This window comes from Mycobacterium simiae (genome assembly GCF_010727605.1).
GTDB classification, from domain to species: domain Bacteria; phylum Actinomycetota; class Actinomycetes; order Mycobacteriales; family Mycobacteriaceae; genus Mycobacterium; species Mycobacterium simiae.
This window is the reverse complement of sequence record NZ_AP022568.1, coordinates 3,271,545-3,292,116: the sequence shown is the minus strand read 5'-3', so window position 1 is coordinate 3,292,116 and position 20,572 is coordinate 3,271,545. Positions and strand designations below refer to the sequence as shown.

The 20,572-nt window shown below is 67.1% G+C and carries 20 protein-coding genes; 12 read left to right on the top strand and 8 right to left on the bottom strand.

Annotation, left to right across the window (positions count from 1 at the left end):
• The 4 genes from G6N33_RS15370 to G6N33_RS15355 all read left to right on the top strand — a co-directional run bounded on the left by G6N33_RS15370 (position 1) and on the right by G6N33_RS15355 (position 5,201).
• The gene (locus tag G6N33_RS15370) at positions 1–303 is read left to right on the top strand and encodes a DUF1416 domain-containing protein (protein WP_044508474.1); all 303 of its coding nucleotides are present in this window, start codon (positions 1–3) and stop codon (positions 301–303) included.
• Between the two features lie 172 nt (positions 304–475).
• Positions 476–1,144, top strand: coding sequence for an FABP family protein (locus G6N33_RS15365; RefSeq protein WP_044508475.1), 669 nt, complete (start codon positions 476–478; stop codon positions 1,142–1,144).
• Between the two features lie 100 nt (positions 1,145–1,244).
• Positions 1,245–3,581: a hypothetical protein gene (locus G6N33_RS15360; protein ID WP_044508476.1), complete on the top strand. Its 2,337-nt coding sequence runs from the start codon at positions 1,245–1,247 to the stop codon at positions 3,579–3,581.
• Between the two features lie 117 nt (positions 3,582–3,698).
• Positions 3,699–5,201, top strand: coding sequence for a sensor domain-containing protein (locus tag G6N33_RS15355; protein ID WP_101528641.1), 1,503 nt, complete (start codon positions 3,699–3,701; stop codon positions 5,199–5,201).
• 240 nt (positions 5,202–5,441) lie between these two features.
• Here G6N33_RS15355 and G6N33_RS15350 read toward each other — a convergent pair whose 3' ends face one another.
• Positions 5,442–6,302, bottom strand: coding sequence for an aminodeoxychorismate lyase (locus G6N33_RS15350; RefSeq protein ID WP_101528651.1), 861 nt, complete (start codon positions 6,300–6,302; stop codon positions 5,442–5,444).
• Positions 6,303–6,400: 98 nt separating this feature from the next.
• Between G6N33_RS15350 and ygfZ the strand changes: the two genes are divergently transcribed.
• Entirely contained in the window at positions 6,401–7,495 is a 1,095-nt protein-coding gene (gene ygfZ, locus G6N33_RS15345) for a CAF17-like 4Fe-4S cluster assembly/insertion protein YgfZ (protein WP_044508480.1), read from the top strand.
• Between the two features lie 147 nt (positions 7,496–7,642).
• The gene (locus G6N33_RS15340) at positions 7,643–7,822 is read left to right on the top strand and encodes a DUF3073 domain-containing protein (RefSeq protein WP_044508481.1); all 180 of its coding nucleotides are present in this window, start codon (positions 7,643–7,645) and stop codon (positions 7,820–7,822) included.
• A 63-nt stretch (positions 7,823–7,885) separates the two neighbouring features.
• Here G6N33_RS15340 and purM read toward each other — a convergent pair whose 3' ends face one another.
• From purM to G6N33_RS15325, 3 genes are all read right to left on the bottom strand, one after another.
• Complete coding sequence (gene purM, locus G6N33_RS15335; RefSeq protein ID WP_044508482.1) at positions 7,886–8,980, bottom strand: phosphoribosylformylglycinamidine cyclo-ligase; 1,095 nt, start codon at positions 8,978–8,980, stop codon at positions 7,886–7,888.
• 71 nt (positions 8,981–9,051) lie between these two features.
• Complete coding sequence (gene purF / locus G6N33_RS15330) at positions 9,052–10,587, bottom strand: amidophosphoribosyltransferase (protein WP_061557203.1); 1,536 nt, start codon at positions 10,585–10,587, stop codon at positions 9,052–9,054.
• Positions 10,588–10,717: 130 nt separating this feature from the next.
• A complete protein-coding gene (locus G6N33_RS15325; protein ID WP_044508485.1) occupies positions 10,718–11,113 on the bottom strand; it encodes a sterol carrier family protein in 396 nt (131 codons plus the stop codon).
• 19 nt (positions 11,114–11,132) lie between these two features.
• Here G6N33_RS15325 and G6N33_RS15320 point away from each other — a divergent pair, with 19 nt between their 5' ends.
• Positions 11,133–12,347, top strand: a complete 1,215-nt coding sequence (locus G6N33_RS15320) for an MCE family protein (protein WP_044508486.1) — start codon at positions 11,133–11,135, stop codon at positions 12,345–12,347.
• Between the two features lie 2 nt (positions 12,348–12,349).
• On the opposite strand, the gene purL is transcribed toward G6N33_RS15320, so the two are convergent.
• A complete protein-coding gene (gene purL, locus G6N33_RS15315) occupies positions 12,350–14,626 on the bottom strand; it encodes a phosphoribosylformylglycinamidine synthase subunit PurL (RefSeq protein WP_163771800.1) in 2,277 nt (758 codons plus the stop codon).
• A 50-nt stretch (positions 14,627–14,676) separates the two neighbouring features.
• Complete coding sequence (locus tag G6N33_RS15310) at positions 14,677–15,465, bottom strand: helix-turn-helix domain-containing protein (protein ID WP_044508487.1); 789 nt, start codon at positions 15,463–15,465, stop codon at positions 14,677–14,679.
• A gap of 124 nt (positions 15,466–15,589) precedes the next feature.
• Here G6N33_RS15310 and G6N33_RS15305 point away from each other — a divergent pair, with 124 nt between their 5' ends.
• Positions 15,590–15,988, top strand: a complete 399-nt coding sequence (locus G6N33_RS15305; protein WP_044508488.1) for a nuclear transport factor 2 family protein — start codon at positions 15,590–15,592, stop codon at positions 15,986–15,988.
• A gap of 135 nt (positions 15,989–16,123) precedes the next feature.
• On the opposite strand, the gene G6N33_RS15300 is transcribed toward G6N33_RS15305, so the two are convergent.
• Together G6N33_RS15300 and G6N33_RS15295 are read right to left on the bottom strand one after the other, a co-directional pair.
• Positions 16,124–16,471 (bottom strand): VOC family protein, encoded by a 348-nt coding sequence (locus G6N33_RS15300; protein WP_044508489.1) that lies wholly within the window; start codon positions 16,469–16,471, stop codon positions 16,124–16,126.
• A gap of 34 nt (positions 16,472–16,505) precedes the next feature.
• On the bottom strand, positions 16,506–17,774 hold the full coding sequence (locus tag G6N33_RS15295; protein WP_044512437.1) for a M18 family aminopeptidase: 1,269 nt from the start codon (positions 17,772–17,774) through the stop codon (positions 16,506–16,508).
• 109 nt (positions 17,775–17,883) lie between these two features.
• Between G6N33_RS15295 and G6N33_RS15290 the strand changes: the two genes are divergently transcribed.
• From G6N33_RS15290 to G6N33_RS27750, 4 genes are read left to right on the top strand one after another with little or no spacing between them, the layout of a single operon-like run.
• Positions 17,884–18,906: a Dyp-type peroxidase gene (locus G6N33_RS15290; RefSeq protein WP_044508490.1), complete on the top strand. Its 1,023-nt coding sequence runs from the start codon at positions 17,884–17,886 to the stop codon at positions 18,904–18,906.
• A complete protein-coding gene (locus G6N33_RS15285) occupies positions 18,906–19,712 on the top strand; it encodes a family 1 encapsulin nanocompartment shell protein (RefSeq protein WP_044508491.1) in 807 nt (268 codons plus the stop codon). Before G6N33_RS15290 ends, G6N33_RS15285 begins: the two co-directional genes overlap by 1 nt.
• Before the next feature lie 58 nt (positions 19,713–19,770).
• The gene (locus G6N33_RS27755) at positions 19,771–20,031 is read left to right on the top strand and encodes an SDR family NAD(P)-dependent oxidoreductase (RefSeq protein ID WP_269210868.1); all 261 of its coding nucleotides are present in this window, start codon (positions 19,771–19,773) and stop codon (positions 20,029–20,031) included.
• Positions 20,021–20,512, top strand: a complete 492-nt coding sequence (locus tag G6N33_RS27750) for an SDR family NAD(P)-dependent oxidoreductase (RefSeq protein ID WP_269210869.1) — start codon at positions 20,021–20,023, stop codon at positions 20,510–20,512. The genes G6N33_RS27755 and G6N33_RS27750 overlap by 11 nt, the downstream gene beginning before the upstream one ends.
• The last annotated feature ends 60 nt before the right edge of the window (positions 20,513–20,572 follow it).

The following is a 20,572-nucleotide window of genomic DNA, read 5'->3' as shown; positions in this document are numbered from 1 at the left end:
ATGTGCTCTGCACCTAGGCAAGGACAGACGTTGCCGGCCAGCGTCGACCTGGAAAAGGAAACGGTGATCACCGGCCGCGTCGTGGACCGCGACGGCCAGGCCGTCGGTGGCGCGTTCGTCCGCCTGCTGGACTCGTCCGACGAGTTCACGGCGGAGGTGGTCGCTTCGGCGACCGGCGACTTCCGGTTCTTCGCGGCGCCGGGTGCGTGGACCCTGCGTGCGCTGTCGAAGGCCGGCAACGGCGACGCCGTCGTGACACCGTCGGGCGCGGGCATTCACGAGGTCGACATCAAGATCGCCTGACCGGCTGCCGAGCGGGTTCGCGCGGCACGCTCCCCCGGCGGTGTGGCGCACAACAGGAGGCGAATAGACTTGTCGGCGTGGTGTTGTTCTTCGAGATCATGCTGGTCGCGGCCGTTGTGGTCATCTCCTGGTTCGCGTTGTACACCCTCTACCGGCTCATCACCGACGAGTCGTGAGTTACGGCGAGGACCCTGAGGGACCGGCCGGTTCCGCGGGTTCCGGTGACCGCGCCGTCGCAGCGGCCGCCGAACGCGCCAAGGTGACCGCGGCCCGCAACATCCCGGCCTTCGACGACCTGCCCGTCCCGGCCGATACGGCGAATCTGCGCAAGGGTGCCAACCTCAACGACGCTCTGCTGGCGCTGCTGCCGCTGGTCGGCGTGTGGCGCGGCGAGGGCGAAGGCCGTGGACCCGACGGCGACTACCGGTTCGGTCAGCAAATCGTGGTCTCCCATGACGGCGGCGACTACCTGAATTGGGAAGCCCGATCCTGGCGGCTCGACGACAGCGGCAATTATCAGCAGCCGGGCCTGCGCGAGACCGGCTACTGGCGTTTCGTCCGCGACCCCGACGACCCCAGCGAATCGCAGGCCATCGAGCTGCTGCTGGCGCACTCGTCCGGATATGTCGAGTTGTTTTATGGGCGACCGCGTAACCAGTCGTCGTGGGAATTAGTGACCGACGCGCTGGCCCGCAGCCGGTCTGGTGTGCTGGTCGGCGGCGCCAAGCGGCTCTACGGCATCGTCGAAGGCGGGGACCTGGCCTACGTCGAGGAGCGGGTGGACGCCGACGGCGGACTGGTTCCACACCTGTCGGCGCGGCTGTCGCGTTTCGTCGGCTAGCCGGCCGCCGGCTGGCACGCCAACCATTGCTTTCGGCCGACCTTTTGCGTGTACTGTTCGACGTCCGAGCAGCCGGTACCGCGCGAAGGGAGATCGGCGGATGCCCCGCACCAAGACACCCTCGCCCGTATTGCGCTGGGTCGTCACCGGGGTGGGTCTGCTCCTCATCGTCTATCTGACGGTGCTCGATTTGCGGCCCGCCATCATCGACGTCTTGCCGCGGACGTTGGCGTGGTTCGGCCGGCCCGGGTCGATGCCGACGCTGACCATCGTGGTGGCCGTGCTGATTTGGGCGTCGGTGCTGACCTTTCGCTCGGGCAGCAGTCATCGCGTGGTCGGTGTTTCGTTCACGCTGATTGCCGCCCTCGTTCCGATCACCGCGGTGCTCGGCCTCAGTTCCTACTGGGGATGTCACGACACCAACCATCCGGCCTTCTTCACCCCGCTGATGGCAACCGCCAGTCTGGTCAAGGGCGGCACCGGCGACTTCTCGCTGGGCGGGCGCACCTGCCCGAACCCGACGCCGGTCGGCCTGGAACTGGCTCGGATCGCAGCACTTTCGGCGATCTTTACCGGATTGGGCGGCGTCGTCGTCGGCGTGTTCCGGTCGCAGGTCGACCGGCTGCGAGCCAACTGGGCGGAGTCGGTCACCGTCATCGTCGGTCTCGACGACGACACCCAATCGATGATCAGCGCGGTCCGGCGCACGCTGGACCGGCGCGGCACCCTGGTCGTCATCACCGGTTTCAGCGACGACCGGGTCGCGCGGGCGCGCCGGCAGGGCGCCCGGGTGGTGCTGGCGGATTTCACCAATCCATCCACCCTGGTGTCACTTCGGTTATGGCGCCGCTTGTCTCGGCTTTACCTGATGGCACCGGACCCGGCCGTCAATCTGATGTGGCTGGATCTGATCAGTCGTCGGCTCACCGAGGTCGCCCAGCGGCAGCGGTTGCCACTCATCGTCCGGATGGACGATCCCTGGCTGGCCCAGGCGTGGCGTGCCCAGCAGTTCGGCGGATCGGATACCCGCTGGGCCGCCGACGTTGTCGGAAAATATGAGGTGACCGCCGGGCGGTTGCTGGACAGCATCATTGCAACCGGCCGGACTGAGCGTGTATTCGTTTGCGGCACTTCGCAATTGACCTTAGCACTGTGCGCCGACCTGACTCAGCGGGTGCTGGAGCGTGACTTCTACACGCCGCCCGGCGCGTCCGCGTTGCCCGCGCTCACCCTGGTCGAGCGAGACGCCCAGGAGTACTTGCGCGATCACGAATTCCACCGGCAGCAAGCAGGATTCGCCTCGCAAGGGCCGGCCATCGACGCCGTTGCAGAGGCGCCGACAATACCCACCATGCTCAAGCTGATCGGTGACGCCGGCCCTGCAACCAGCGCGGTGGTCTTCGTCGACGCTCACGCCGGCACGACGGTCGCTCGGCTGGCTGCCCGTTTTCCCGAAATGCCGATCTACGCCTCGGATCTGAACACCAGCATCAGCGACGATTCGATCCAGGTCGTCGGCCGGTTGCAGTCCTATTCACTGGTGCTCGACACCCAAGAGGGTCAGGTGCAAGACGCCTGGGAGCGCGCGGCACGGCTCATCCACGAGCGCTACGTTTCGACCATCGACCCGGACGGTCCGCGTTCCCCAGCCGCGATGCCGTGGAGCGAACTCAACGAGTTCTATCGCGGGTCTAACCGACGCCAGGTCCGCAACGCGTTGTGGATGGTGGAGCAGATCGCTGGTCACACCTGGAACACCTGGGGCAGCCCGCCCGCCCAGTTATCCGGCAGCCAGATGGGCGGATTGGCGCCTTTCGATCAGCTCGACCGGATGGGCTTCGACCATGACTCGGCGCTGCGGATGGCTCAAGCCGAACACGAGGACTGGTGTCGCTACTACCGCCGCAACGGCTGGCGATACGGCTCCCCACGCGACGACTCCCACAAGATTCACGACAAACTCGTCGACTGGTCGGTAGTGGAAAGCGACCCGAATCTGTTGAATGCCGCGGTTCGCAGTCTGGCGGGCACGCTGTGGAGTCTGCGCCAACTGGGCTTTCGGTCCCGCCCGCTGTGGCAGACCTTTACCCGGGTGGGCACGGTCACCGCCGAACAACGCGCTGCCCCATGGACATGGACATCGGACTCGGGGCACACCATGCGCGCCGACCCCGGCGACTGGGCGATCCACGAGGACGGCAAGGTGTGGTCGGTCCGCGACGACATCTTCCGCCAGACCTACGAGCCGGCCGGTGACGGGCAGTGGCACCGCAAGGGACGGGTGCACGCGCGCCCGGCCTACCCGGGCGAAACCGTCGACACCCTCGAAGGTCCCACCGTCGCCGCGGAGGGCGACTGGATCGTCCGGGGAAGCAACGGTGAGCAATGGCCGGTCCCCGGTGCCGAGTTCGCGCGGCGCTACGCCGAGATCCGCTGAAAATTTGCGCATCCGGGAGCACCCCAACACTGATACGGTATCGGCGCAGGTGCGTACGGGTCGCAAGGCCGGCTTTCGCGTCAGTTCGTTCGCTGCACTGCACTCTAGGAGACTGCGATGGCGCTGTTCATCAGCTACTCGAGCCAGGATCGGGCAAAGGTCGACGCCCTGACCAATGCGCTTCGGCGTGGGCAGAACCAGGTGTGGTTCGACCAAGAGCTCGGCGGCGGTGACTCCTGGTGGGCCAAGATTCTCGAGCAGATCCGCGAGTGCGAGGTCTTCATCGTTGCGCTGTCGAGCAATTGGCTGCAATCCAAGCCGAGCCAGGCCGAGTTGCGGTACGCCCAGGCTCTGGGTCGTCCGATACTCCCGGTTCGGGTCGGCGACGTCGACAGCATGCGGGTGAATCCCCTTGCGGCGTTGCAGATCATCGACTACCGCGAGCCGACGGTCGACGCCGGCATCCAGTTGGTCACCGCGGTGCACGGACTGCGTAGCAAGCCGGTGCCGCTGCCGGACCCGCTACCCGAAGAACCGCCGGTGCCGTTCGGGTACATCACCCGACTGGGAAACACACTCGCCGAAAAGGAACTCAGTCCGCAGCAGCAGCTTGCGCTGCTAGTCGAGTTGCGCTCCGGGCTCGACGAGGACGGTGACGATCCCAGCGCGCGCAGCGACATCGCCCAACTGTTGCGGATGCTTCGCCTGCGCCACGACGTTACGTACCGCACCCGCAGCGAGATCGACAACGTGCTAGCCGAAATCGAGGCGAAAGACGGGACGCCCGCGGGTCCGAAGGCGCCGGCGCCCGCGCCGCCCACCGCAACGCCCGGGGATCCATCCCCCGCGGCGGCCGTCCCGGCGCCGGCGGTCAGCGGCGTCGCGGCCGGCGGGTCCAACAAACGACTGCTCATCATCGGCGCCGCCGCCGTGGCGGTGATCGCCGCCATCGCGGTCGTGGTGGTGTTCACCACACAGGGCGGCAAGACCAAGTCGGCGTCGCGGGCCGGCAGCGCGAATTCCGCAACGTCAGCACCGAATTCGTCGGCGAGCGCAGGCAAGTTGGACGCCCTGTTGGTCGGCGCGCCGGAAGTCGGCACGGTAGTGGGTGACCCAACCGTAGTGCCGGGCGAAAGAATCAACGAACTGCGTAGCCCCAAGTGGACGCTGTCGGACCCCGATTGCGCGGGCAGCTACGAACCCGCCACGGCGGCGGCGTACCAAAGCGCCGACGGCTTCAACGCGGTCAGCGGTCTGATTGTGCACACGCCCGGTCAGGACGTGCCGAACCGGATCATCGAAACCGTCGCGGAGTTCTCCTCACCCGACAGCGCCCGCGCCTTCGTGCAGGCGTCCGCAGACAAGTGGAAAACCTGCGCCGGAAAAGCGGTGACAGAGACCCTCAATGGTCACAGCTTCGACTGGAACTTCGGTCAAGTCGAGGGCACCGTACCGAGGATCGCGCAACAGCGAACCCGGGGCGACAACGGCAAGATCTGCCACCACGTGCTGCACGCGCAGGGCGCCGACGTCATCGACGTATCGGTGTGCGGCCCGAACGCCGCGCCCGGCCAGGCGGGCAAGATCGCCGAGCTGATCGCCGCGAAATTGGTCCAGTAGCGGCCCAGACATGGAGCGGCCCCCGAGCAATGCTCCTGGTTGGACAGACCGGGATGCTCGGGGGCCGGGTGGCTACGGGGAATTCGCCAGCGCGCGTAAATCGCTAGCTCTTCCGAGCCATGCAGCTAGCGCGTAGCCACCTCACATGTCCATGAAGCTATCAATTTCGCGGACCACCTCCTTCCCTGTGTACGGCCGACCGTACCCGCCGTTCCGCGTGCCGACAACATAATTCAGCGCTCAGCGATCGCTGATGATCGCGGCATCGACCAGCTCTGCGAATTCCTCGGTCATGGGCGAACGGAGCAGTCGGCGACCGTCGAGCGTGTGCACGCGAGCCGCCAGAGTCATGCTCGACACCAGCCAAATCCCTTGAGCGGCATGCAAATCCGCGATGCGTAGGGCGCGATAGTCACAGTCGTAGCCTTTGCTGCGCGCCACCTCGAAGAGGGCCTGCTGGGTGGTGCCGCGCAAAATCGGATACCAGGGTGGCGGCGTCAGCAGACAGAGGTTACCGTCGGCGCCGGTTTCGGCGATCACCACCGTCGAGCGCGGGCCTTCGAGGATGTAGCCGTCGGTGCTGACGAAGATGACATCGCCGGCGCCTTGGCTGGCCGCGTGCCGCAGCGCGGCCATGTTCACCGCATAGGACAAGGTTTTGGCGCCGGCCAGCAGCCAGCGCATTCCGTCGACGCCGGTCGCGGGCAGACCCCGATCCAGCGTGAGGGCCGCAACCCCGTCCCGACGCACCGCGGCGACCCGTTCGGGAACGTCGGTGATCATCACGTACGCCGTCGGTGCCGACCCGCTTTCGCGGCCCCGGCTGTAGATCAACCGCAGCGCGCCCTCACGCGCCGAGCCGTTCCACTCCCGGACCGCCAGCTGGATCGCCCGCCGCCACCCCGGCAGGTCCGGCTCCGGTAGATCCATCAGTGTGGCCGAGTGGGTCAGCCGCTGCAGGTGTGGCTCGACCAGGCACGCGCGGCCGTCGCGGACCAGCAGTGTCTCGAAGGCGCCGTCGCCGCGAACGGCGGCGAGGTCGTCGGCGTACAGCAGCGGCGCACCGGGCGGGTGAACCGCGCCGTCCAGCGTGACGATCACACCCGTCTGACCTGCCATGCCGACTGAGCCTAGCGGCCGCATGCGGCTCCTAGCCGGGCGCCCGGATCCATAGAGTTGACGTCCGTAGAGTTGACACTGTGCATCCCGTTCCCGCGCCCGAATCCGGCCCCGACGCCGGCGCAATCTGGCACTACGGGGATCCGTTGGGCGAGCAGCGCGCGGCCGAGACGGACGCTGTGCTGGTGGATCGCACCCACCGCGCGGTTCTCACCCTGACCGGCGGGGACCGGCAGAGCTGGCTGCACAGCATCTCCACACAGCACGTCAGCTCGCTTCCCGACGGGACCAGCACGCAAAATCTCAGCCTGGACGGGCAGGGGCGTGTGGAAGACCACTGGGTCCAGACGGAGCTCGGCGGGACCAGCTACCTCGACACCGAACCGTGGCGCGGCGAGCCGTTGCTGGCCTACCTGAGCAAGATGGTGTTCTGGTCCGACGTCCAGCCGGCGGCCGCCGACTTGGTGGTGTTGTCGCTCCTGGGGCCGCGACTGGCCGACCGCGCAGTGCTCGACACGCTCGGGCTGGATGCGTTGCCTGCGGAGATGGCCGCGGTGCCGCTGGCGGGCGGCGGCTTTGTCCGTCGAATGCCCACCTCGCCCGCCGGCCAGCCCGAGCTCGACCTGGTAGTGCCGAGAGGCGCGGTTGCCGGGTGGCGCAGCCGTCTCCTCTCGGCGGGCGTGCGAGCCGCGGGGGTGTGGACCTACGAAGCGCACCGAGTGGCGGCGTTGCGTGCACGTCTGGGCGTGGACACCGACGAACGCACGATTCCGCACGAGGTGCGGTGGATCGGGGGTCCTGGTGTTGGGGCCGTGCATTTGGACAAGGGGTGTTACCGCGGCCAAGAGACCGTCGCCCGCGTGCACAACCTGGGCAAACCACCGCGGATGCTGGTGCTGCTGCACCTCGACGGCTCGGTGGAGCGCCCGTCCACCGGCGAGTCGGTACTCGCGGGCGGCCGCTCCGTCGGGCGCCTAGGCACCGTGGTCGACCACGTGGATCTGGGCCCGATTGCGCTGGCGCTCGTCAAGCGCGGACTGCCCGCCGACACCGAGCTTGCCACCGGTCCGGATGCCGCCGTCGCGGCAGTCATCGACGCAGATTCGCTGCCTGCGGCCGAGCAGATCGGGGCCGGACGGCTGGCCGTTGAACGCCTGCGAGGCGGTGCGGGATAATTTCCGATGAAGTCCAACACGGCGGGCAGGGGGCACCGACGCCCCTCCCCGAGGCACGGTAAACTGTTGGCAGGACAATAACGACACCAAGAGATCGGAGCCGCCTACTTGTTAGGCCGCTCCGTTATTGCGCGAGGGGGTCCCCCCATGGGCCGCGGCCGGGCGAAGGCAAAGCAGACCAAGGTTGCTCGAGAACTTAAGTACAGCTCCCCCCAGACCGACTTCGATCGGCTTCAGCGCGAGCTGTCGGGGACCGGTGCGGACGAACCCGGCGACCTGGACGGTGCCGATGACTCCTGGGATCACGACGACGACTGGCGCCGCTAGAACTTACTCCGTGCCGATGCCGCAAGCATCGGCACAGTGTTGGTGCCAGTTAGGCGCAGGTCCTTAAAATCTTGGGTGTTGCCCAACCAGCTTTGCGCGTGGGCCTTCTTTTCCGCCTTTGCAGACGGTGCCCAGGACCCAGCAGTCCAGGTGCCGTGCGGTCAAGATCGCCAGCGCGCGGTCGGTGTCTTCGGGAGCGACGACAGCGATCATGCCGACCCCCATGTTGAAGGTCTTCTCCATCTCCTCGCGGGTGACCCGGCCGCGCTGGGCGATCATCGCGAACACCGGTGCGGGCGTCCAGGTGCCGCGGTCGACCTCGGCGACCAGCCCCTGCGGGATGACGCGGCCGAGGTTGCCGGCCAGCCCGCCGCCCGTCACGTGGCAGAACGTGCGGACATGGGTTTCGGCCGCCAGGGCCAGGCAGTCCTTGGCGTAGATCCTGGTCGGTTCGAGCAACTCCTCGCCCAGCGTGCGGCCGAACTCCTCGACGTAGCCGGCGAGGTTCATGCGGTCGATCTCGAGCAGCACGGAGCGCGCCAGGGAGTATCCGTTGGAGTGCAGGCCGGAGGATCCCATCGCGATGATGACGTCGCCGGGTTTGACGCGGTCCGGTCCCAGCACATCGTCGGCCTCGACGACGCCGACACCGGTTGCCGAGATGTCATAGTGATCGGGTTCCATCAGGCCGGGATGTTCGGCGGTCTCACCGCCCAGCAACGCACAGCCCGCCCGCACGCAACCCTCGGCGATACCGCCGACGATCGCTGCCACACGTTCGGGCACCGTGCGGCCAACGGCGATGTAGTCCTGCAGGAACAGCGGTTCGGCGCCGCACACCACCAGGTCGTCGACGACCATCGCCACCAAGTCGAGGCCGACGGTGTCGTGCTTGTCCATCGCCTGCGCGACCGCCAGCTTGGTGCCGACACCGTCGCTGGACGCGGCGAGCACCGGCTCGCGATAGTCGCCGCGCAGCGCGAACAACCCGGCGAATCCGCCTAGCCCGCCGCGCACCTCAGGTCGGGTGGCTTTTGCCGCCAACGGCTTGAACAGATCGACTGCGCGGTCGCCGGCCTCAATATCCACCCCGGCCGACGCGTAGGTAATGCCCTGGCTGCCCGGTTCTGCTCCGGGGCTTTTTCCGGGATCGGTCATCGCGATAAAGGCTACCGGTAGGCGCTTCGCGCCGGTATCAAACGTGTTTGACCTACCCGCGCGAACCTCGGTCAGTGGTTGACCGGGACTTCGTCGGCGACCAGCTCGCCGAGCTCCGCACCGCGGGCCGCGTTGGCGAGCATGTGCTCGATGACGTTCTTGCCCAGCGCCGTTTCGCTGGGCAGCTCGATCGGATACTTGCCGTCGAAGCAGGCGGTACACAGCCGCGATGCGGGCTGCTCGGTCGCCGCGATCATGCCGCGCAGCGAGATGTAGCCCAGTGAGTCGGCGCCGATGGCATGCCGGACGGCTTCGAGCATCTCGTCTTCGTCTTCAACGGCGTTGGCGATCAGCTCCGCCGGCGACGGAAAGTCGATGCCGTAGAAGCATGGCCACTTCACCGGGGGCGAGGCGATCCGCACGTGCACCTCGACGGCGCCGGCCTCGCGCAGCATCCGCAGCAACGCGCGCTGCGTGTTGCCGCGCACGATCGAGTCGTCGACCACGATGAGACGCTTGCCGCGGATCACTTCTTTGAGCGGGTTGAGCTTCAACCGGATACCCAGCTGGCGGATGGTCTGCGACGGCTGAATGAAGGTCCGGCCCACGTAGGCGTTCTTCATCAGGCCCTGGCCGTAGGGAATGCCGGACTCCTGGGCGTATCCAACGGCCGCCGGGGTGCCGGATTCCGGCACGCCGATCACCAGGTCGGCCTCCACCGGAGCTTCGCGCGCCAACCGGCGGCCGATTTCCACCCGCGCGCCGTGCACGGAGCGACCACCGATGTTGCTGTCCGGCCGGGCCAGGTACACGTACTCGAAGACACAGCCCTTGGGGGTGGGGTTGGCGAACCTGGTTGAGCGCACCCCGTCAGCGTCGATCGCCAGCAGCTCGCCCGGTTCGATGTCGCGCACGAATGAGGCGCCGACGATGTCCAGTGCGGCGGTTTCGGAAGCCACCACCCAGCCGCGATCCAAGCGGCCCAACGAAAGCGGCCGCACCCCATAGGGGTCGCGGCAGGCGTACAGCGTCGTCTCGTCCATGAACGTCAGGCAAAAGGCGCCGCGGACGGTCGGCAGCAGTTCCAGCGCCGCCTGTTCCAGCGTGGCGTCGGCGGCGCCGTGGGCCAGCAGCGCGCCCAGGATGTCGGAGTCGGTGGTCGCCGGGGCCGGGGCCCGCTTGGCGATCAGCCCCTCGTCACGGGCGCGCGCGGCCAGCTCGGCCGTGTTGACCAGGTTGCCGTTGTGGCCCAACGCAACCCCGGTGCCGGCCGCGGTGTTGCGGAACACGGGCTGGGCGTTTTCCCAGGTCGTGTCCCCGGTGGTGGAGTAGCGGCAGTGTCCGATGGCGACATGGCCGGGCATAGCCGCCAATGTCTGCTCATCGAACACCTGACTGACCAGGCCCAGATCTTTGAAGACCAACACCTGAGATCCGTCGGCGACCGCGATGCCGGCGGCTTCCTGACCGCGATGCTGCAGCGCGTAGAGGCCGTAGTAGGTGAGCTTGGCGACTTCCTCCCCGGGGGCCCAGACGCCGAATACACCACATTCTTCGCGGGGTGAGTTCAGGTCCTGCTCGGCTGCATCTGATCCAGCGACGGTCACGGTGGGCGGCTCCCTAGAGAGAGTGGTGACGTACCCGGAGTTTACGGCCAGGACCGGCGCGCCGACGAATCCACGCGGCGTGTCAAGCGTTGAAGTTTTCGGCGTGTCAGGCTAAACCTGCAGTTCAGGGTTATATGCGCCGCACATCGAACAGCGGTAGCCAGTGGCCAATTTCACCCGCTCGAGCACCCGAGGATCGCAGCGCCCCGGTGCCTTCGGCGTCGGTGAGTGACAACATTCCGCTGACCAGCAGCAGCCACGTCCTCGGGTCCGTCTCCACCACGTTGGGCGGTGTGCCACGGGTGTGTTTCGGGCCGGCCACACATTGCACCGCGACGAATGGCGGGATCCGCACTTCGACGCTGGCGCCGGGTGCCAGGGTGGCTAGCGTGCGTGCGGTGAGCCGCACGGCCGTCGCGAGCGTGGTGCGCTCCGGCGCCGGGTGGGATTCGTCGCGCAGCCAATCTGCGACGGCGGTCAGGGCCTCGCGCGTCTTGGCCGGATCGGCATTATCACGGGCGGGCATACCTTAGGGTCTCAGAGTCATGGAGCGTCGTCGCTCTCGGCCGCCGCCCCCGTACAAGATCGTCGGCCTTCTGACGATCGTCGTCATGGGTCTCGTGGGGCTGGCCCTGTACGCACAGTTCCGCGGCGAGCTCACTGCAAAGACAGAGGTGACCATGATCGCCCCCCGGGCGGGCCTGGTGATGGATCCGGGCTCGAAGGTCACCTATAACGGTGTCGAAATCGGCCGGGTATCAGGCATTTTCGCGATCGAGCGCAACGGTAGACCCGCCGCCAAGGTGGTGTTAGACGTGACGCCGAGATACCTGGTCGCGATTCCGGCCAACGTGGCGGCCGAGGTCAAGGCGACCACCGTGTTCGGCAACAAGTACGTCGCCCTGAGTTCGCCGAAGCACCCTGCGCCACAACACCTTACGCCTTCCACTATTATCGATGCGACGTCGGTGACGACGGAGTTCAACAGCTTGTTCGAGACCCTGACGTCCATCGCCGAGAAGGTCGATCCCGTCAAGGTGAACTTGACGCTGTCCGCGGCGGCACAGGCGCTGACCGGGCTGGGCGAGAAATTTGGCGCCGCGCTGCTCAACGGCAACGCGATACTGGATGAGCTGAACCCCCGACTGCCCGGGCTGCGTTCCGACATCGCAAGCCTGGCATCGCTGAGCGACACGTACGCCGACGCCGCACCCGAGCTCTGGGATGCCCTCGACCACTCGGTGACGACCGCGCGAACGCTCAACCGGCAACAGACAGAGCTGGACGCGGCGCTGCTGGCGGCCGCAGGTTTGGGCGGCACCGGCGCCGACGTCTTCGGGCGGGGCGGACCGTACCTGGCCCGCGGGGCCGCCGATCTCACTTCTTCCAGCCAGCTGCTCGACTACTACAGTCCGGAAATCTTCTGCACCATCCGCAACTTCAACGAAGTGGCACCCAAGATTCACAATGCGCTCGGGGACAACGGCTACGCGCTCGGCGCGCACTCCTCGGGATCGATTGCGGGAGCACCTAATCCGTATATCTATCCGGAGAATCTGCCGCGGATCAAAGCCCGGGGTGGGCCCGGCGGCCGGCCGGGGTGCTGGCAGTCGATTACCCGCACGCTTTGGCCGGCGCCCTATCTGGTCGCCGACACCGGCGCGAGCATTGCCCCGTACAACCATTTCGAGGTCGGATCACCGCTAGCGGTGGAATACGTGTGGGGACGCCAACTGGGCGACTACACCATCAACCCGTGAACCTAGCCGAACAGTCGCGGCAACACCGCTTCGGAGATGGCGCGTAGTTCGGCCAGCGGCACCGTGAATAGCCCCTGGAATTCCACTTCATCCGAGGCCTGGTCGACGACGCCGATGCGCACCGCGGGCAGCCCCCGCGCCTCACACATCGACCGGAATCGACTCTCCTCGGTGCGAGGCACCGCGACCAGTACCCGGCCTGCGGACTCGGAGAACAGCATCACAAACGGATCCGTGCCCTCGGGAAGTACTATCCGGCAACCGGTTTCGCCGGCCAACGATGACTCCACGATGGCCTGGGCCAGGCCGCCTTCGGACAAGTCGTGAGCGGCGGTCACCAATCCATCGCGCGATGCGGCGGTCAGCACCTCGGCCAGCAGCTTCTCCCTGGCCAGGTCGACAGCCGGTGGCACCCCGCCCAGATGATCGGCGGTCACCTGCGCCCAGATCGATCCGTCGAACTCGTCGCGGGTGTCACCGAGCAGCAGCAGGCTCTCGCCCGGCTCGGCGCCCAGCGCCGTGGGGATGCGCCGGTCGACGTCGTCGATCACCCCGAGCACGCCGACCACCGGAGTGGGCAGGATTGCCACCGAACCGGTCTGGTTGTAGAAGCTGACATTACCTCCGGTCACCGGAATACCCAGGGCCACACAGCCATCCGCGAGCCCGCGGACGGCCTGGGAGAACTGCCACATCACCCCGGGATCTTCGGGTGAGCCGAAGTTGAGGCAGTTGGTCACCGCCACCGGCACAGCGCCGGTGACGGCGACGTTGCGGTATGCCTCGGCCAGCGCCAGCTGTGCTCCGACGTAGGGATCGAGTTTGGTGTAGCGGCCCGAGGCGTCGGTCGATATCGCGATGCCGCGGCCGGTGGATTCGTCGATGCGCAGCACCCCGCCGTCGGCGTGCTCGGCCAGCACGGTGTTGCCGCGCACGTAACGGTCGTACTGTTCGGTGATGAATGCCCGGCTGCACAGGTGCGGACTGCCCAGCAGCGCAAGCAAAGTCGAGCGCAGCTCGTCGCCGGTGGTGGGCCGGGGCAGCCCGGCGGTGGTGTCCGCGTTCAACGCGTCCTGCGTTTCGGGGCGGGCCACCGGCCGCTGGTACACCGGGCCCTGGTGGGCAACGGTGCGCGGCGGCACGTCGACGACCGTCTCGCCGTGCCAAGTGATCTGGAGCCGGTCACCGTCGGTGACCTCGCCGATGACCGTCGCCAGCACCTCCCACTTGCGGCACACCGCCAGGAAAGCCTCGACGTTTTCGGGTGCGACCACCGCGCACATCCGCTCCTGGGATTCACTGGACAGAATCTCGGCCGGGGTCATGTTGGCCGCTCGCAGCGGGACGGTCTCCAACTGCACTCGCATGCCGCCGTCGCCCGCGGATGCCAGTTCTGAAGTGGCACAAGACAATCCGGCACCGCCGAGATCCTGGATGCCGATCACCAGCCCGGCCGCGTACAGCTCGAGACAACACTCGATGAGCACCTTCTCGGTGAACGGGTCACCCACTTGCACCGACGGCAGCTTCTTGCGGCCGGGACCGCCACCCTCGTCACCGCCGAAGGTCTCCGACGCCAGGACGGACACGCCGCCGATCCCGTCGAGGCCGGTGCGGGCCCCGAACAGGATGATCTTGTTGCCGGTGCCGGAGGCGAACGCGAGGTGCAGATCCTCCTTGCGCAGCACTCCGACGCACAGCGCATTGACCAAGGGGTTGCCGGCGTACGACGCGTCGAATACGGTCTCGCCGCCGATGTTGGGCAGGCCCAGCGAATTACCGTAGCCGCCGATTCCGCGGACCACGCCGTCGAGCACCCGGCGGGTGTCCGGCGCGTCGGCGGCCCCGAAGCGCAGCTGATCCATCACCGCGACGGGACGTGCGCCCATCGCCATGATGTCGCGCACGATGCCGCCCACACCGGTGGCGGCGCCCTGATAGGGCTCGACGTAGGACGGATGGTTGTGCGACTCGACCTTGAACGTGACGGCCCAGCCGTCACCGATGTCCACCACGCCGGCGTTCTCGCCGATCCCGGCCAGCATCGCCGCGCGCATCTCGTCGGTCGTGGTCTCACCGAAGTAACGCAGATGGACCTTCGAGGACTTGTACGAGCAGTGCTCACTCCACATCACCGAGTACATCGCCAGCTCGGTGTCGGTGGGCCTGCGGCCGAGGATCTCGCGAATCCGCTGATACTCGTCGTCCTTGAGGCCCAGTTCGTGGAAGGGCTGCGGGTGGTCGGGGGTGGCGGCTGCGTGTTCGACGGTGTCCGCCACGTGGGTACGGGCGCCCGTTCCGGAGACAGTCACGCCCACAGTGTAGAGAGCTAACCGCCGCGCAGCAGGTGGGCGCTTTCGGGGTCGGCCGGATAGAACAACTCGACCGCCAGCTCGGCCAGCGTGATGTCGAGCGGAGTCCCGAACGTCGTCAAGGTGGTGAACATCGACAGTCGCCGGCCGGCGCCAGCGTCGAGCACGAACGGCACCAGCAGCGATGCGCTGTCGGAGGGTGGGGTTCGCGCTCGCGCGGCCGCGGCGACGCCGGGGTATTGCCGCACCTCTTCGTCGAGCGTCCGCAGCCCGGGGTCAGCGGTCAGCGCAATCGTGCGGTGCAGCTGGTGCAGCAAATAGCCCGCCCAGTCGGCGAAGTTCAGGGTCCGGCCGGCGAGTCCCTCGGGATGCAGACACAACCGGTAGACGTTGACAGGCGGCCCAAGCAGCTCCTGGGGCAGGCCGGCGGTGAGTGCGGACGCCGCGGCGTTGGCGCTGACGATGTTCCAGCACCGATCGATCACCACTCCCGGGTAGGGATCGTGCGCGTCGAGGAGGCGCTGCACCGCGGCGAGTGCCGGGGACAGTGCGGCGTCGTCGAGGGGGCGCGCCTGATAGCGCGGGGCGAATCCGGCGGCCAGTAATAGCGCGTTGCGCTCCCGTAGCGGGATGTCGAGACCTTCGGCGAGCGTGAGGACCATCTCCGGGCTGGGCCGCGCGCGTCCGGTCTCGATGAAGCTCAGATGACGCGCCGACACCCCGACGCTCAGCGACAGGTCGAGTTGGCTGACCCGTCGGCGGGTCCGCCATTCACGCAGCAGGACACCGACCGGCGCGTGACTCACGCCCTAACGGTAACCAGCCGCGGTACCTGCCGCGATGACCTCGGAGGTAATTGTGCGGCCGCACCGCGCCGGGACACGCTGGGGCGACCGCGCTCGATCGAAGCGCCCGACCGTTGGAGGAGTAATGACCGACACCACATCCACCGCGCCGAGGTTCAGCGCCGAGGTGTTCGCGGCGTTCTGGGCCGCGCCCGATGTGTCGCGGGGGTTGCCGATTTTGGCCGACGACATTGTGGGCTACTGGCCCAGCGACCCCGAGCCAGTCCGCGGCATCGAGGCATACACCGCCAAGATCGCTGAAATACTCGCGGCGGCACCGGATTTACGGCTCGAGGTGATCGACAGCGCGACCGTCGCAGGCGCCGTCGAGGGTGAGGAGCTGGTGTTCTTGCACTACACCGGTCGGGGTACCGGGCCGGCCGGCCCGTTCCGGCTGCGGGGTCTGGACCGGGTCCGCACCCGCGATGGGATGGTGGTGGAAAACGTCATCCGCTACGACCCGCTGTTCCTCGAGCAGGGCTGACGCTCACTCGGCGCTCACGGTGACCGGCCGCCGGGATCAGTCCGCGGGCGAGACCGGGGCCCGACAGCGCGACCAGACGTCCTCGCCGCCGGGCAGCAGGCAGGGGGATCGTTGACGCGCTCTGCGACCGGCTGGCTAACTGCCTGCCACGCAGAACGCGTTACCTTCGGGGTCGGCCAGCACAATCCAGCGGAAGCTGTCGCCGAACTGGTGCCGGCCGACCTCGGTGGCCCCCGCCGCCGTCAGCCGCGACACCTCGGCGTCGACGTCTTCGGCCGCGAAGTCGAGGTGGACGCGGTTTTTGCCCGGCGTGGGATCGGGCACCTGCTGAAAGCCCAATCGGGGACCGTCCGGCCGCACGACGGCGATGAATTCCCCGGGGATGAGTTCGTGTGTGGTGCCGCCGAACTGGGAGGCCCACCAACTGGCTAGTTTCGCGGCATCGCCGCAGTCGAACGTGACCATCTCCACTTTGAGCGTCATACCGATTGACTCTATGCCTGCCTGACCCGCCTGCCTATTGCGGTGACAAAAACGCCTGCAGCGCAGCGGAATAGGAAGCGACGTCGTGGGCACCCATCAATTCGCGTGCGGAGTGCATCGCCAGCTGCGCGGCACCGACGTCGACGGTCGGGATTCCGGTGCGCGCCGACACCAGCGGCCCGATGGTCGAACCGCACGGTAGGTCGGCGCGATGCTCGTAACGCTGCAGCATCACCCCCGCCTGATCGCAGGCCAACGCGAACGCCGCGGCCGTACGGCTGTCGGTGGCATACCGCAAATTCGGGTGCACCTTGAGCACGGGTCCGCCGTTGATCGCGATCAGGTGGCTGGGCTCGTGGCGCTCGGGGTAGTTGGGATGGGTGGCGTGCGCCATGTCCGCCGAGGCGAGCAGCGATGCGGGCAGCCGTCGCAGGAAGTCCTCCCGGGTGCCGCCACCCATCAGCACGATGCGTTCCAGCACGGTGCTCAGCAGGTTGGACTGCGCGCCGTGGTCTGACGACGAACCGACCTCCTCGTGATCGAAGAGCACCAGCACCGGAACGAAGCCGTGCGGCACGACGTTCAGTAAGGCCTCGGTTCCCGCATAGCAACTGGCGAGGTTGTCCAACCGGGGTGCGCTGAGCAGGCTTGCCGTCCCGTTGTCCGACGAGCCGATCACGGTCGACGGGGTCAGGTCGTGTGTCATCAAGTCGGCGGCCAGCACGTCGGCCGGGACCACGCCGGCCCGCTCGGCGACATGATCCACGAACGACCGCGGTTCGGCCCCCACACCCCAGACCGCATTGACGTGTCGCTGCGGGTCCAGGGTCAGGGACTTGCGGTCTTCGGCGAGATGGATGGCCAGCTGCGGGACGCGCAGCAGCGGCTCGTCGATCCGTACCAGCCGATGGTCCAACCCGGAGCCGGTGCGCACCGACAACCGTCCGGAGACGCCCAGATCGCGATCCAGCCAAGAGTTGAGCCAAGCTCCGCCGTAGGGCTCCAGGGCGACCACCCGCCAGCCGGCGACCAACCGATCAGGGTGCTGCTTGACGCGCAGGTTGGGACTGTCGGTGTGTGCGCCGACGATCCGGAACGGGCCGTCCGGGCCAGTGGTGTTCCAGGCCACCAGCGAACCGGCACGAACGGTGAAGAAGCGTCCCGGCCGCTCGGGCCAGGTATCGCCCTCGGGTAGTTCGGCATAACCAGCGGCGAGCAGACGACCGGCGACCGTTTCGCAGGCATGGAAGGGCGATGGGGAACCGTCGATGAATTCGCAGAGGCCTGCGGCGCTGGCCGACATGGTGAACATCATCGCGGTTCGCGACGACGCACGTCACGCTGGCCCCGATTGCGCGACTCCTCGTTCGCGTACTACCTACGCTCACCGTCGTCACGCTAAGGTCACCAGAGTGCCGTCGATTCAGCCGCAGCCCATCCTCGCGCCGTTGACGCCCGCCGCGATCTTTCTGGTGGTCACCATCGACGATGGCGGCGAGGCGACGGTGCACGACGCGCTGCCGGACCTGTCTGGGTTGGTGCGCGCCATCGGCTTCCGTGACCCGTCCAAGCGGCTATCGGTGATCGCCTCGATCGGTTCGGATGCCTGGGATCGGCTGTTCACCGGTCCGCGCCCCGCCGAGCTCCATCGGTTTCCTGAACTGAATGGCCCTCGGCACTTTGCGCCGGCCACTCCGGGCGATCTGATCTTCCACATTCGCGCCGAGACGATGGACGTCTGCTTCGAACTCGCCGGCCGCATCCTCAAGTTGATGGCCGGGGCCGTGACGGTGGTCGACGAGGTACACGGGTTCCGGTTCTTCGACAACCGCGATCTGCTGGGCTTCGTCGACGGCACCGAAAACCCTGATGGCGCAATCGCTCTCAGCGCGAGTGCCGTCGGTGACGAGGATCCCGACTTCGCCGGGTCGTGTTACGTGCACATTCAGAAGTACGTGCACGACATGGCGGCGTGGGAGTCGCTGTCCGTCGACGAACAAGAAATGGTGATCGGCCGGACCAAGCTCGAAGACATCGAACTTGACGATGACGTCAAACCGGCGAACTCGCACATTGCGCTGAATGTCATTGAAGACGACAACGGCACTGAGCTGAAGATCATCCGGCACAATATGCCGTTCGGCGAGGTCGGCAAGGGCGAGTACGGTACCTACTTCATCGGATACTCACGCACACCCGAAGTGACGGAACAGATGCTGCGCAACATGTTTCTCGGTGACCCGCCGGGCAACACCGACCGCATCTTGGATTTCTCCACCGCCGTCACCGGTGGTTTGTTCTTCTCCCCCACCGTTGACTTCCTCAATGATCCGCCACCGCTGCCCAGCTCTCTCGATACCCCGGCTACACCGCCCGCTGACCTCGCTTCAACCGACGGCTCGCTTGCGATCGGCAGTCTGAAAGGACCGAACTGATGAAGAACAACCTCTACCGCGAACTGGCTCCGATCACCGACGCGGCGTGGGCCGAAATCGAATTGGAGGCCACCCGGACGTTCAAACGCCACATCGCCGGGCGCCGCGTGGTCGACGTCAGCGAGCCCGGCGGCCCAACGACCGCGGCGATCAGCACCGGCCGGCTGGTCGATGTCGAGGCGCCGACCAATGGTGTGGTCGCCCATCTACGTGCCGCCAATCCCCTCGTGCGGCTGCGCGTTCCGTTCACGTTGTCCCGCACGGAGATCGACAACGTGGAACGGGGTGCGCAGGATTCCGACTGGGATCCGGTCAAAGCGGCTGCCAAGAAATTGGCGTTCGTCGAGGACCGTGCCATCTTCGAGGGGTACCCGGCCGCGCAGATCGAGGGCATCCGATCAGCCAGTTCCAACAAGCCGCTGACGTTGCCCGCCGACCCACGCGAAATACCCGACGTCATCACCCAGGCGATCTCGGAGCTGCGGCTAGCCGGCGTCGACGGCCCTTACTCGGTGCTGTTGTCCGCGGACGTGTACACGAAGGTCAGCGAGACCACCGAACATGGATATCCGATCCTTGAACACATCGACCGGCTGGTCCCCGGTGACATCATCTGGGCACCCGCCATCGACGGCGCCTTCGTATTGACCACGCGCGGCGGCGACTTCGATTTGCAGCTGGGCACCGATGTCTCGATCGGCTACACCGCCCACGACGCGGACTCCGTTCAGCTCTACCTGCAGGAAACCATGACCTTCTTGTGCTACACCGCCGAGGCGTCGGTACCGCTGGGGGCTCCGGAATAAAACCAACCGGGCTACTGCTGACGCGGGGTTGGTGAACTCCTCTTGGACGCAGGGTCCGTTGGCTACAACATTCGCCGGCTCGACGGCGTTGGTAGCGGGTGCCACCTCCGGCATCGGCCGCGAGGTCGCATGGGAACTGGCCAGGCTTGGTGCTGACGTCGTGGTGCATGGGCGTAGCGCCGAACGCGGCGCCAAGGTCGTCCGGGACATCGAGAACGTTGGCGGCACATCACATTTCGTCGCCGCGGACCTCAACGACGCCGATGACGTGCGGCGGCTCGCCGCCGACGCCGGAACCGTTGACGCCGGTGATCAATAACACCGGCATCTATCAGTTCGGTGAGACCGTGAATACCGACGACACAAAGTTCAACGAACACGTCCACGTCAACTTGCGGGCTCCCTACCTGCTGGTTCGGCAGCTGGTGCCGGGCATGGCCGAACGTGGCCACGGCGCGGTGGTCAATCTCAGCACCGTCGCCGCGTCCATTCCGGCCGCCGGCGCAGGCATCTACGGAGCCACCAAAGCCGGGCTGGAACTGCTGACGAAGGTGTGGGCCGACGAGTTCGGCAAGGCGAGTGTCCGGGTGAACGCGATCGCCGTCGGACCGACAGATACGCCCGGCGTCGCCGTCTATCCGGGCATGTTGAAGGCGGTCGCGGCGACCACCGCATTGGGTCGGCCGGCCGACCCGCACGAGATCGCCCGCGCGGTCGTCTTTCTCGCCTGCCCGGAGGCCAGCTACGTCAACGGCGCGGTGTTGAACGCGACCGGCGGTGAGCGGGCAATTGCCGCCTGAGGCAGCGGATCTCTTTGACCGTCGTCGTCGATGTTCAGACCGGCCTTGCCCCGGGGAGAG